Raw genomic sequence first — 12,069 nt, 5'->3', positions numbered from 1 at the left:
TTAGTAAGCAAGCAATTCACCCTAATCAAAGAGTATCAAAAGAAACGGCTTGTTTCAACGTTATTGCTCATGATCTGAAACATTTCAGTGTTTATTTTGTATTTAACCCTTCTGAAAGAGTGTTAAACACCGATTTTCCATTTAGCGAAGCACATAAAACAAAAAGATTCCCAGCATCAGTGCTTGAATCAACCCTTTTGCAAATACGCCTGACACAAAACCAATTAATGAGCCAAGCCCCACTTTCACACTTGTCTTCAGATCTTTTTGATGAACGAGCAGCTCTGCGATGACACTGCCGATAAATGGACCAATGATAATTCCAGCAATCGGAATCACAAAAGGACCGGCTAAAAGCCCAATGGTACTTCCCCAAATGGCCGCCCGGCTGCCACCAAAGCGTTTCACCCCAATCAAATTGGAGACATAATCCGCGGCAAATAACACAGCTGTAAACATGGCTTGAATGAGCCAAAAGGTGAGCGTCAATTTCTCAAAGCTAAAAAAGAGCCCATATAAAATAAACCCAAGAACCATGAAAACCACACTAGGAATGATTGGATAGACAAGTCCCACAAACGCAATGATAAATGCACAGCCGATCAAAACCCAATATAGCACGTCCAATCCGCAGCCGCCTCCTTTTTATATGCTGTATACATTATGCCTCATTCCTTCTATCTTAACCAGCAATGAAGGCCGTACTTGTACTGGATGGATAGACATTGATACAATGTGAGAAATAGAAAAGAATGTAGGAAGTGAATCGGTTGAACGTATTTAGTTTATTGTTAAAAGGAATTTATTCACCAAAAGATATTGCCAGAGCACGTTTTACTGGGATTGGAAAGGCCATTTTATTCATCTTTATCCTTTCGATCATCGCAGCTGTCCCCCAGGGCTATCATATGAGCCAAGAGATTTCAAATGCGATGTCAGGATTTCAGCATGTGATTAAAAAAGATTTACCCGACTTTTCCATTGAAAAAGGAACGCTTCAAGCGGTCCAAAGCACGCCGATAGAAAAAGAAGAAAACGGCATCACGATTATCTTTGATCCCGCTGAAAAAATAAAATCAAGTGAGCTTGAGTCAAAACAAACAGCCATTGCGTTATTGAAAGAAAAAGCAGTGATTGCCATTGATGGACAAATGACAGATATTCCATACCAGCTGCTTGGCGGAACACTCACAAAAGATGAACTTGCCAGCGTCACAAACCAGAATCAAGCGATCATTATCCCTGTCATTTGTGTCCTGCTGTACCTATCTACTGCTGCTCTCATGTTCATCAGCGCAACATTCCTAGCCATGCTTGGCACATTTATTAAACGAATGCAGCAAAAAGAGCTGTCCTTTCAAATGCTTTGGAAGCTCTCTGCCTATTCACTCACATTAACAACCGTCTTTTTCGCCATCATGAGTGCATTAAACACGCCGGTTGCGAACTCATTTTTATTAAATTGGGTGATTAACTTTATTTTCTTATATCTTGTCATTAAAGAAATACCTGCAAAAAAATAAGCTCCCTCATTTTGGGGAGCTTTCAGATTGTTGACAAAGGGCTAAAATGTTGTTGATTTTAGCCCTTTGTCTTCTTTTCAGCGTGATAGAAAACCTTTGCATTCTAGGAAGGACAGCTACTTTGACGGAGCGAATTTGTCATTCGTGAGTACCAGCGCGCAGGACTGACAAAGAATGCGATGGTTTGCCTACACGCTGTAAGTTCCCTCATTTTAGGGAGCTTTTTTTATTTGTCTTGACCCTATGACTCATCTGGATGGATGATCGCAAACATATAGTGATCCTCCCACTTATCATTGATCTTTACTTTTTTACGATGAAGTCCCTCATTTTCAAACCCTGTCTTCTCAAGCACACGAATGGAACCAATGTTAGATGGTTTTACGCCAGCCTCAATGCGGTGAAGGTACAATTCATAAAAGGCATAATCGATAATCAAACGAATCGCCTCTGTCATATACCCCTTCCCGCCTTGCCTTTCATCAAGCACATATCCAAGCAAAGCCCCTTGAATCGGTCCTCTTTCAACAGAATGGAGTGAGATCGTTCCAATTAATGCATCTGTTTCATTTAAGAAAATACCGTGCATATAGGCTTCATCTTTTGCACGCCTTTGCATACTGCGGTTAATCCGTTCCTTTTGACGAGGTACAGTAAAAAAATCATCCTGAACCAAAGGTGTAAATTGCTGAAAATAAGTGCGATTCTCTCGTTCAAGTGTTAATAGAGCTTCTGCATCACTTTCTGTTAGTGTTCTTACATATATATTCTGACTGATTTTCTTCATATACTCTCCCCCTTTTTTTATTTTATCATAATAAAGAAAGGGCTTAGGCTTATCAAAGATTTTTCCGATTACAAGTCATAATAGAACTCACTAGAACCACCCTTCCCTAGCTTTTTCACTCTTTTTGGTTCTATCAACTCAGGACATGCATACACTGAAGTAAACTCTTAAAAGCGGTGAGTAAAATGCGGCGAATTATTTTTTTACTAGTCAGTTTGTTTGTCCTCTTTATTATCTTTTTTGATTTGAAAAATGGAACGATCCCCGTTCAGGAAGGCCCTGCTGTTCCCGCCAGCGCCTTTCAAACAGCTGAAAAACAGGCATATAAAACTGTCACTGTTAAACAAGGTCAAACCGTCGTCTCTATCGTACATACAAGTAAGCCATTAGATGAAGTGATCGAAGACTTTGAAGCACTGAATCAAGGCGTCAAAGCGAACGAAATTCGGGCAGGCAGCACATACAAGTTTCCGGTCTATAAGAGATAAAACGTTAATTCCTTGTCATTCATATAAAGAGACTGTTACAATATGAGATGTAAAACACGTCGTACACTGCAAACGAATTGCATGTACACTAAGGAGCGATTGACAAGTGAGTGAAGTCACACATCGTACAAAAACGCGTCCCGTCAAAGTGGGACCTTTAACTATAGGTGGAAACAATGAAGTCGTCATTCAAAGTATGGCGACAACCAAAACACATGATGTCGAAGCGACAGTAGCTGAAATTAAACGTTTAGAAGAAGCTGGCTGTCAAATCGTGCGTGTCGCATGCCCAGATGAGCGTGCAGCAAATGCGATTGCGGACATTAAAAAACAAATCAACATTCCCCTTGTTGTCGACATTCATTTTGACTACAAGCTTGCACTGAAAGCGATTGAAGCAGGTGCAGACAAAATTCGTATCAACCCAGGAAACATCGGAAGACGAGAAAAAGTCGAAGCTGTTGTGAAAGCGGCAAAAGAAAAAGGCATTCCAATTCGTATTGGGGTAAACGCCGGTTCACTCGAGAAAAAGATTCTTGATAAATACGGCTATCCAACAGCAGATGGTATGGTTGAAAGTGCACTGCATCACATTAAAATTTTAGAAGACCTAGACTTTCATGACATCATTGTCAGTATGAAAGCATCTGACGTAAACCTTGCGATTGAGGCATACGAAAAAGCAGCAAAAGCCTTTGATTATCCTCTTCATCTTGGGATTACAGAATCAGGTACGTTATTTGCAGGTACGGTCAAAAGTGCAGCTGGTCTTGGCGCAATCTTGAATATGGGGATTGGTAACACACTCCGTATTTCATTAAGTGCTGACCCGGTCGAAGAAGTCAAAGTGGCACGTGAATTATTAAAATCATTTGGCCTTGCATCAAATGCAGCAACACTCATCTCTTGTCCAACTTGTGGACGAATTGAAATTGACCTCATTAGCATTGCAAATGAAGTCGAAGAATATATTTCTAAAATTAAAGCACCAATTAAAGTAGCTGTTCTCGGATGTGCTGTAAACGGTCCGGGTGAAGCGCGTGAAGCTGATATCGGCATCGCTGGTGCTAGAGGTGAAGGCCTCTTATTCCGCAAAGGTGAAATTGTTCGGAAAGTACCAGAAGAAACAATGGTCGAAGAACTGAAAAAAGAAATCGATAAAATCGCTGAAGAACATTATGCGAAAATGGAAGCTGAAAAAGCAAAACAAGCGAACGCATAACAAAGAACGCCTGACATCACTGTCAGGCGTTTTTCTGTTCCTGTCCTGTTAAAAGAACGGAGTGATAAAGATGCCGAGGATGACGGAAACGATTCCGATCCCGATTGACCATGCGCCAAGCGCATGTGCTCCTTTTCTTCTTGCAATATAACCAACGACGATTGCCGCTACGCCTAATAGCACCGGCAAGACAAATAGTGAGATAATCGCGATCGCGAGTGCTGTATAGCCTATCCCCTTACTGCCTGAATCGTCACCTACATGGTCACGTTCTCTTCTGTCTTCACGATCTCTTGATGCTTGATATGGCTCTGCAATTTCAGCAGCTGTTTCCTCTAAATAGCCATCATCATTACTAAAGTGTGTGTCGATTTCACGATCATTTCTTCTGAAATCTTCGTCTCTTTCCATGATCAATTCCCCCTTTTGGTTAATAGAAAGGAGCTTTTTTAGTATGAGCAAAAATGTCTGTTTCATGTTTGCTAAAACTTGCTGGAATTGTGAATTGATTATGTTACACTTTAAGAGGATAAATATGAGGAGTGTGGGCATGTTACGTTTAGGAATTGATATCGATGGCACAGTCACGGCGCAGGACACCTTTGTCCCCTACTTAAATGAGTCGTTTCAATGTGACATCACACTAGATGATATGACGGAATATGATTTGACGAAGCTTTTAAAGATTTCAAATGAAGAATTTTGGGGCTGGATGAATGAGTATGAGCCTCTTATTTATAAACAGGCAAAGCCTGCCGAGGGTGCAAAAGAAATCCTCAATCAAATGAAACATCATCATCAATTGATTTATATCACAGCCAGAAGGCAGCATCACTCAGACATCACCTACAAATGGTTTGAGGAGAATCATGTCCATTATGACGATATCGAGCTTGTTGGCGGACATCATAAGGTGGAAGCTGTTCAAAAACATAAGATCGATGTGTTTTTTGAAGATCACCATGGCAATGCCACAATGATTGCAAAAGAAGCTGACATTCCAGTGATTCTGTTTAACTCACCGTATAATCAAATGCCAATTGATGAACGGATCATTCGCGTGAATAACTGGCAAGAAGCATCCCAATGGATCAAACAGTATGAAAAGCGTCTGCAAACTGCTTACTAAAACAGATCAAAAGCCGATACGTTTTTAATGTATCGGCTTTTTGATTGTACGATGATGTCCTTCTTTTATTAAAAAATGATAAAGTGCACCCATCATACCTGCCTGATTGAAGTAATAGCACGTTTCCAGTGTCACCTGTATGTTTTTCCATGCATGCAAAGTATGTAAATGTTTCTCAATGTTTGGAATCAAATCGGGCCTTGCACTCACGCCCCCGCCAATGAGGATTTTCTCTGGATTGAGAACTGTTGCCACATTGTAAATGCCAATTGCGATTCGCTTGTACCACTGATCGATCATCTTCTCAATGGCCGGATCTTGCTTGGCTTTTTCAAAGATTTCTTGACCGTCGATTTGCTGACTTTGTGGAATTCCTTGCTGCTCTTTGTAGCTTCGTATCAATCCAGCTGTCGAAGCACTGCTGTTGAGTGTCGTAAACTGACCGTTTTCTGTTTCTGTCAGCATCATGCCAAATTCACCGCCGCGAAAAGAGGCACCGCGAACAAGCTCTCCGCCAGCAAAAATACCGCCGCCGACACCAGTCCCAAGCGTCATACATATAAAGCTGTCACACTCTTTCGCATGACCACTAAATTTTTCAGCCAGAGCTGCACAGTTCGCATCATTTTCTACTTCTACACGAAGTGATGTTTTTTCTTCCAAAAGCGTTTTGACATTTTGGCCATTTAAAGCAATAATCGCTCCTGCAAATTCCGTATAACCCGTTTGACTGTCAACAAACCCCGGAAGACTCATCGCAATCCCTTTGATATCCCAAGTCCTTTGATACTCTTTCACCACGTTCTCCATGTCCTCTAAAAACGGCTCAAGCTGCCTGCAGTTTGTTTCGTAGTCGCCGCTCGTGATCAGCTCACCATGTCGATCCATGACCCCATGCTTTGTTTTTGTCCCGCCTACATCGAATACGATATAATACGCCACTTTTGACCCTCCCCCTATTTCTAAAGACTCAAATCTGCTTCTATAGATGATCTGTTGTTCTCATTTTAATGAAACAGCTATCCTTTGTAAAACGTTTTCAACATGACAAAACAAAAAGCCAGCCCATCGGCTGGCTTCTTTCATGAATGAACTTCCTTCGGTTCGCAAGAAGGACACGTTCCGTAAATTTCAAATTTATGTCCGCTAATGTGATAATCCTCTAGATCAGCATCAAGCTTGTCCATAGGGCAAGCGTCGATTTCCTTTGTTTTACCGCATGTCAAACAAATAAAGTGGTGATGATGATGGGAAAACGAACATTTAAAACGAAACAGTTTCTCCCCTGATAATTCCGTTGTCTCTAATATCCCAAGATCTTCATATAAAGACAGGTTTCGATAAATCGTATCAAAACTAAGCCCTGGGTAATCTTCACTTAATGCTGTTAATACATTTTTAGCGGTCAAGTATTTATCAGAATCAGAAAACAATTGAAGCATATCTTCACGTTTGCTTGTATATTTATAGCCTTTTTCCTTTAATAAATCAAGCGCTTCTTGTACGTTCATGATGATTCCCCCTTCTGAATTTCCCAATACTAATACACCCGATTAAAATCAAAATAGACAGCATCACAATGGTTCCACCCGGCGCTAAATCAAGATAATAACTTAAAATCAAGCCGACCATAACAGACAATTCCCCAAATAAGATGGAAAGGAAAATCGCCTGTTTAAACCCTTTGGCAATCCGAATACTTGCCGCAACAGGCAGTGTCATGAGTGCGGACACTAGGAGTGTACCAACAATACGCATCGATGCTGCGATGACAAGTGCAACAACTAAAATAAAAATAAAATGAATCCACTTAGCTGAAATACCAGAAGCCTTCGCATGTTCTTCATCAAAAGAAAGCAAAAACAATTCTTTATACAAGAGCACAACCACTAATACAACGACAAGTGAGATCCCAACAATAATCCAAAGATCGAGCCTTGAAACCGCACTGACACTTCCGAACAAATAGCTGAACAAATCTGTATTAAAACCATTTGCAAGTGAAATGAAAATAACAGAGATCCCAATACCACCCGATAAAATAATGGGAATTGCCAGCTCCTGATAATGTTTATACACAGAGCGCAGACGTTCAATAAACAACGAGCCAGCCACAGAAAAAGCCATTCCTAAGTAAAGCGGGCTAACCCCTGTCAAAAGTCCAAACTTTTTATCAAGGAATAAACTTGCCGCTATCCCAGCAAGTGATACGTGACTAAGCGCATCTGCGATGAGAGAGAGCCTTCTCACGACAATAAATACACCAAGTAAGGGCGCAATAAAGCCGATCAGCATACCTGCGATAAACGCATTTTGTAAAAATTCATAATGAAAAAATGGAAATAGCATTATTCATGTCCCCCATGATGGTGATGATCGTGATGAATCACTTGAATGTCATGCCCGTAAAACTGAGAAAGCGCCTGATCATCCATCGAATCAAACGTTTCCGCATCTCCATGAAAATGAAGTGTCTGATTTAAACAAGCCACATGCGTGACTTTGTCAGAAACGGTTCCTACATCATGTGTAACGAGAATTAAAGACATTCCTTTTTCTTTGTTCAATGTTTCTAACAGCTGATAAAAGCCTTCTACTGTTCTTTGGTCTACACCCACAGTCGGCTCATCTAAAATAAGCAGCTTCGGCTGACTGACGAGTGCACGGGCAATAAATGTACGCTGCTGCTGCCCGCCTGAAAGCTCACCAATGTTTTGGTGTTTTAAGTCCTGTATGCCAACTGAGCGGATGGCCTCATCTACTTGAAGCTTATCCTGCTTACTCATGCGTTTGAATAAACCAATCTTCGCCGTTAAACCACTTGCCACGACCTCGTATACAGAAGCAGGAAACCCTGTATTAAAGCTATTTGCCTTTTGAGAAACAAATCCAATTTGATCCCAGTCTTTAAATTTTTGAGCAGGTGTGCCAAAGAGCTTCAATTCTCCCTGCTGTGGTTTAATCAAGCCAAGCAGGCATTTTAATAAGGTTGTTTTACCAGATCCATTCGGTCCAACAAGTGCTAGAAAGTTTCCTTCCTCTACTGTTAAATGAATGTGATCGATGACATTTCGCTGTCCATATGAATACGAAATGTCCTTCATTTCAATAATTGGCTTTGCCATAAATCTTTCCACCTTTAATCCAATATAAAAAGAATGATTACGATTTATACAACAAAAAGAAAATGGCTTTTGCCATTTTCTTTGTCCATACATACATTTCATTATATAAAAGAAAGATAAAAAAGTAAAATAAAAGCTAATGAATGGCTGTTTTGAATTTACCGCCTTTTGTTTCATGCGTATCCATAATCGTAATAAAGGCTTGACCATCAATTTCAAACACAATAGATTTCAGCTTCGTAATTTCAAGTCTTGTCACGACGGCGTAAATGACATCTTTTTCTTCATCGGTATAACCGCCTTTTCCTCTAAGCTTGGTCGTTCCCCTGCCGAGACGATGAAGGATCGCATCTGAAATTTCATCATAATAATCCGAAACGATAATGACAGCTTTTGTTTCATCTAGTCCTTGAATGACAGCATCAATTGTTTTCATTGCCAAATAATATGTCATGACAGAATACATAGCTTGCTCCGGTCCGAAGACAAAGCCCGCCCAAATAAAAATGAACACATTGACGATCATGACAAACTCACCGACGGAGAAAGGAATTTTTTTCGTCAGAAGAATTCCTAAGATTTCCGTTCCGTCCATTGAGCCTCCATTCCGTATCACAAGCCCAACGCCAAACCCGAGTAACAGCCCCCCAAATACAGTAGCTAAAATCGGCTGCGTCGTAAATGCCTCTACATGATGAAGTGAAGATTCAATCACGGCCAAGCTGACAATCCCAATCACAGTGGAAACCAAAAAGGTTTTCCCAATATGTTTGTATCCTGATATCATAAATGGAATATTTAAAATGACAACAATCGTCGCGAAATTAATGAATGGGTTATCCGTAAAAAGATAATCCAAAATAAGCGAAATACCGATGATGCCTCCATCAATAATATTGTTTGGCACTAAAAATAATTCAATGCTGACTGCTGCACATGCAGCTCCTACTAGAATCAGAAAAATTCTCAAAATAAAATGAGGCACTGATTCCTTTTTATGCTGTTTACTATTTGCCATACGTTCTCCCTTCTACACATGTTTAGTTTTCAATGAACATTTTATTCACTTTACTATTTTATCATTTCACAGAGTAAAATAAAATTTTTTGCACATTTTCCGTTTTCGCCCATACATTGATACAGAGGGGAGGAATGGAATTGATTTTAATTCAAAAAATTGTGTTACAGCGTCTGAATCAGATCACAGCAAATGACTTGTTAAGGTATGCGAAACAGTACGGGGTCAGTTTAACATCCAATCAGGCTGCTGAGGTCGCCAAACTCATGAATGGGAAAAACGTCAATATTTTTAATGATGCAGAGCGCAACCGGCTGCTTAAGCAAGTGGAAGCGATTACGTCTAAACAGACAGCACAGACCGTCAATGATCTGTTTAATCAATTCACAAATTAGGCAAAAAAGGGCCGCATTTAGCGGCACCTCATCACATTGCATGCACTTTTTATTGACCCGTAATCTTATCTAGTAAACCTTCATCAAATTGCTTTTCTTTCAGCATCGCAATTTCGAATTTGTAAGGTGGTTTCTTGTTCTTTTTATCTTCACCTACATAAGGCGTTTCTAGAATCTTCGGCACATCTTGAAGCTGTGGATGATGAACGATATAGCTCAGGGCATCAAAACCAATTTCTCCAAAACCGATATTTTCATGTCGGTCTTTTCTTGCGCCTTGTACATTTTTACTATCATTAATATGAAGAACTTTGATTCGGTCGATCCCGACAATTCGATCAAATTCTTCTAATACTCCATCAAAATCACTCACAATGGGATAACCTGCATCGTGCGTGTGACACGTATCAAAGCAAACAGAAAGTGCTTCGTTATGTGTCACACCGTCAATAATTTGGGCAAGCTCTTCAAAGCTTCTTCCGCACTCTGATCCTTTTCCCGCCATTGTTTCCAGCGCAATTTGAACCTCCTGCCCCTTCACAATGACTTCATTGAGACCTTCAATGATTTTTTGAATTCCAGCATCTGCACCTGCTCCGACATGCGCACCTGGATGAAGAACAATTTGTCTTGCACCTAGCGCTTCTGTACGCTCTATCTCAGAGCGAAGGAAGTCCACTCCAAGCTCAAATGTCGCTGGATTCACTGTGTTCCCAATATTGATAATATACGGTGCATGAACGACGATATCTGTCATACCATGCTCTTTCATATGCGCTTGTCCAGCTTCAATATTGAGATCTTCAATTTTTTTACGGCGCGTATTTTGCGGTGCACCTGTATAAATCATAAAAGTATTTGAACCATAAGAGGCAGCTTCCTCACTCGCTGCAAGAAGCATATGTTTTCCGCTCATGGATACATGTGATCCAATCTTCAACAATGTGTCCCCCTACTTTCCGTTACGCTTTGACTTTCTACGTTCTTGTCTTTTGATCTTATCCATCTCACGTGTCATTTTCTTTTTATATCCAGGTTTGACGGCTTTCGGTTTTCTGACAAGGCGTTTTGCTTTTTCTTCAATTTCATTTGGTGCTTTTTTACGTCTTTGACGCTTCAAACGATCATCTGCATCTCGCCATTCGCCATGAACAATTGTTTTGTTTTCAAACACAACACCCATTTTTTCAATTTGAACGAGTGCATCCTCATCAGCGAGATCATAAATGGTCATTGCAATGCCAGATGAACCAGCGCGAGCCGTTCTTCCCACACGGTGAACATAAAAATCAAGATCGGATGGGAGCTCATAGTTAATCACGTGGCTGACGCCCTTAATATCAATCCCGCGGGCAGCAAGATCAGATGCCACAATATAGGTGAACTCCAAATCTTCAATTTGTTTCATCACTTTTTTACGTTCACGAGGCGTTAAACCGCCATGAAGCACCCCAATTTTCATTCCTTTTTCCTGTAGGAATGAGGCAATTTCATCAACAGTTGATTTTGTATTGGCAAAGATGATCCCTAAATAAGGCTGTACATTCGTCACCATTTCATGAAGTAATTTTAATTTATCACGTTGTTTAGATGGAACTAAAATATGCTGAATGTTTTCAGCCGTAATTCGTTTCGGTTCAACATGTGCATATTTCGGATTATCCATATATTTTTTGAGGAAAGGTTTTAATTTTTCTGGGATAGTTGCTGAGAACACGAGCATTTGCAACTGTTCTGGCATTTGTGAACCAATACGATCCACATCTTCTAAAAAGCCCATATCTAGCATAAGGTCTGCTTCATCAATGACAAGAGATGTTGCTTTGTACACATTCAGCGCTTGCTCATGAATAAGATCAGCAATACGTCCAGGAGTGCCGACCACTAAGTGCGGCTGATTCTTTAGCTTTTGAATGGATTTCTGCTTGTCCGTTCCGCCAATGTAAAGCTTTGCCTTGATTTCTTCTTCTGGAGGCGTATTTTTTAAGATCGTTTGTGCTTCTTTAAAAATTTGATTCGCTAATTCTCGTGTTGGTGCAGTAATGACCACTTGTACTTGCTCTTTGCTTGGATCAATTGAATGAATAAGCGGCAATAAATACGCATGGGTTTTCCCTGTCCCTGTTTGTGACTGTCCAATCACGCTTTCACCTTTTAAAACAGCAGGGATAATTCTTTTTTGAATATCAGTCGGCTCATAAAAGCCCAGTTCATGAATAGCATCTATAATAAAAGACTTTAATTCATATGTCGTAAATTTCGTTTCTTTCATGTTTTCACTCCTTAAGGCAATGCCTTTTTGCTCATCTCCTCATTATAGCTGATTTTCAGCAAAAAAACCATGTCCGCTTTTCTCACAGGAAACCAAATGATACTTCCCTG

Annotated in this window: 15 protein-coding genes; 5 read left to right on the top strand and 10 right to left on the bottom strand. The window is 40.3% G+C overall.

Annotated features, from left to right (window positions below; genetic code table 11):
* Positions 1–141: 141 nt before the first annotated feature.
* A complete protein-coding gene (locus tag BA79_RS10680; protein ID WP_017358001.1) occupies positions 142–627 on the bottom strand; it encodes a DUF456 domain-containing protein in 486 nt (161 codons plus the stop codon).
* A 143-nt stretch (positions 628–770) separates the two neighbouring features.
* Between BA79_RS10680 and BA79_RS10675 the strand changes: the two genes are divergently transcribed.
* The gene (locus tag BA79_RS10675) at positions 771–1,523 is read left to right on the top strand and encodes a DUF1189 domain-containing protein (protein ID WP_017367612.1); all 753 of its coding nucleotides are present in this window, start codon (positions 771–773) and stop codon (positions 1,521–1,523) included.
* A gap of 241 nt (positions 1,524–1,764) precedes the next feature.
* On the opposite strand, the gene BA79_RS10670 is transcribed toward BA79_RS10675, so the two are convergent.
* Positions 1,765–2,310 carry a GNAT family N-acetyltransferase gene (locus tag BA79_RS10670; protein ID WP_017367613.1) on the bottom strand — a complete coding sequence of 182 codons (546 nt, stop codon included), beginning with the start codon at positions 2,308–2,310 and terminating at the stop codon, positions 1,765–1,767.
* A 185-nt stretch (positions 2,311–2,495) separates the two neighbouring features.
* On the opposite strand from BA79_RS10670, the gene BA79_RS10665 reads away from it, so the two are divergent.
* Together BA79_RS10665 and ispG are read left to right on the top strand one after the other, a co-directional pair.
* Positions 2,496–2,798 (top strand): hypothetical protein, encoded by a 303-nt coding sequence (locus BA79_RS10665; protein WP_007501268.1) that lies wholly within the window; start codon positions 2,496–2,498, stop codon positions 2,796–2,798.
* Positions 2,799–2,904: 106 nt separating this feature from the next.
* Positions 2,905–4,020 (top strand): flavodoxin-dependent (E)-4-hydroxy-3-methylbut-2-enyl-diphosphate synthase, encoded by a 1,116-nt coding sequence (ispG, locus tag BA79_RS10660; protein WP_008342357.1) that lies wholly within the window; start codon positions 2,905–2,907, stop codon positions 4,018–4,020.
* 48 nt (positions 4,021–4,068) lie between these two features.
* Here the strand turns inward: ispG and BA79_RS10655 are convergent, their stop codons facing one another.
* Entirely contained in the window at positions 4,069–4,431 is a 363-nt protein-coding gene (locus BA79_RS10655) for a DUF308 domain-containing protein (RefSeq protein ID WP_008342359.1), read from the bottom strand.
* 139 nt (positions 4,432–4,570) lie between these two features.
* On the opposite strand from BA79_RS10655, the gene BA79_RS10650 reads away from it, so the two are divergent.
* A complete protein-coding gene (locus tag BA79_RS10650; protein WP_008342361.1) occupies positions 4,571–5,149 on the top strand; it encodes a 5' nucleotidase, NT5C type in 579 nt (192 codons plus the stop codon).
* A gap of 24 nt (positions 5,150–5,173) precedes the next feature.
* Here the strand turns inward: BA79_RS10650 and BA79_RS10645 are convergent, their stop codons facing one another.
* The 5 genes from BA79_RS10645 to BA79_RS10625 all read right to left on the bottom strand — a co-directional run bounded on the left by BA79_RS10645 (position 5,174) and on the right by BA79_RS10625 (position 9,292).
* Positions 5,174–6,091 carry an ROK family protein gene (locus BA79_RS10645; RefSeq protein WP_025207635.1) on the bottom strand — a complete coding sequence of 306 codons (918 nt, stop codon included), beginning with the start codon at positions 6,089–6,091 and terminating at the stop codon, positions 5,174–5,176.
* A gap of 140 nt (positions 6,092–6,231) precedes the next feature.
* A complete protein-coding gene (gene zur, locus BA79_RS10640) occupies positions 6,232–6,660 on the bottom strand; it encodes a zinc uptake transcriptional repressor Zur (RefSeq protein WP_003217433.1) in 429 nt (142 codons plus the stop codon).
* The gene (locus BA79_RS10635; RefSeq protein ID WP_007501274.1) at positions 6,638–7,498 is read right to left on the bottom strand and encodes a metal ABC transporter permease; all 861 of its coding nucleotides are present in this window, start codon (positions 7,496–7,498) and stop codon (positions 6,638–6,640) included. Before BA79_RS10635 ends, zur begins: the two co-directional genes overlap by 23 nt.
* Positions 7,498–8,274, bottom strand: a complete 777-nt coding sequence (locus BA79_RS10630; RefSeq protein WP_008342368.1) for a metal ABC transporter ATP-binding protein — start codon at positions 8,272–8,274, stop codon at positions 7,498–7,500. Before BA79_RS10630 ends, BA79_RS10635 begins: the two co-directional genes overlap by 1 nt.
* A gap of 136 nt (positions 8,275–8,410) precedes the next feature.
* Positions 8,411–9,292, bottom strand: coding sequence for a YitT family protein (locus tag BA79_RS10625; RefSeq protein ID WP_017367617.1), 882 nt, complete (start codon positions 9,290–9,292; stop codon positions 8,411–8,413).
* Positions 9,293–9,432: 140 nt separating this feature from the next.
* Here BA79_RS10625 and BA79_RS10620 point away from each other — a divergent pair, with 140 nt between their 5' ends.
* Positions 9,433–9,687, top strand: coding sequence for a DUF2624 domain-containing protein (locus tag BA79_RS10620; protein ID WP_008342377.1), 255 nt, complete (start codon positions 9,433–9,435; stop codon positions 9,685–9,687).
* Between the two features lie 49 nt (positions 9,688–9,736).
* Here BA79_RS10620 and BA79_RS10615 read toward each other — a convergent pair whose 3' ends face one another.
* Together BA79_RS10615 and BA79_RS10610 are read right to left on the bottom strand one after the other, a co-directional pair.
* Positions 9,737–10,630, bottom strand: a complete 894-nt coding sequence (locus tag BA79_RS10615) for a deoxyribonuclease IV (RefSeq protein WP_017358005.1) — start codon at positions 10,628–10,630, stop codon at positions 9,737–9,739.
* Positions 10,631–10,639: 9 nt separating this feature from the next.
* A complete protein-coding gene (locus BA79_RS10610) occupies positions 10,640–11,959 on the bottom strand; it encodes a DEAD/DEAH box helicase (RefSeq protein WP_024718822.1) in 1,320 nt (439 codons plus the stop codon).
* Positions 11,960–12,069 lie beyond the last annotated feature (110 nt).

The sequence above is a fragment of the Bacillus altitudinis 41KF2b genome (assembly GCF_000691145.1).
Lineage (GTDB): Bacteria > Bacillota > Bacilli > Bacillales > Bacillaceae > Bacillus > Bacillus altitudinis.
The sequence above is the reverse complement of the archived record's forward strand: the minus strand, read 5'-3'. Positions and strand labels throughout refer to the sequence as shown.

Bases quoted from the DNA above. Each gene is read 5' to 3' on its own strand.
- BA79_RS10670 (WP_017367613.1), bottom strand. From the start codon at position 2,310: ATGAAGAAAATCAGTCAGAATATATATGTAAGAACACTAACAGAAAGT.
- BA79_RS10665 (WP_007501268.1), top strand. From the start codon at position 2,496: ATGCGGCGAATTATTTTTTTACTAGTCAGTTTGTTTGTCCTCTTTATT.
- BA79_RS10655 (WP_008342359.1), bottom strand. From the start codon at position 4,431: ATGGAAAGAGACGAAGATTTCAGAAGAAATGATCGTGAAATCGACACA.
- BA79_RS10650 (WP_008342361.1), top strand. From the start codon at position 4,571: ATGTTACGTTTAGGAATTGATATCGATGGCACAGTCACGGCGCAGGAC.
- zur (WP_003217433.1), bottom strand. From the start codon at position 6,660: ATGAACGTACAAGAAGCGCTTGATTTATTAAAGGAAAAAGGCTATAAA.
- BA79_RS10635 (WP_007501274.1), bottom strand. From the start codon at position 7,498: ATGCTATTTCCATTTTTTCATTATGAATTTTTACAAAATGCGTTTATC.
- BA79_RS10630 (WP_008342368.1), bottom strand. From the start codon at position 8,274: ATGGCAAAGCCAATTATTGAAATGAAGGACATTTCGTATTCATATGGA.
- BA79_RS10625 (WP_017367617.1), bottom strand. From the start codon at position 9,292: ATGGCAAATAGTAAACAGCATAAAAAGGAATCAGTGCCTCATTTTATT.
- BA79_RS10610 (WP_024718822.1), bottom strand. From the start codon at position 11,959: ATGAAAGAAACGAAATTTACGACATATGAATTAAAGTCTTTTATTATA.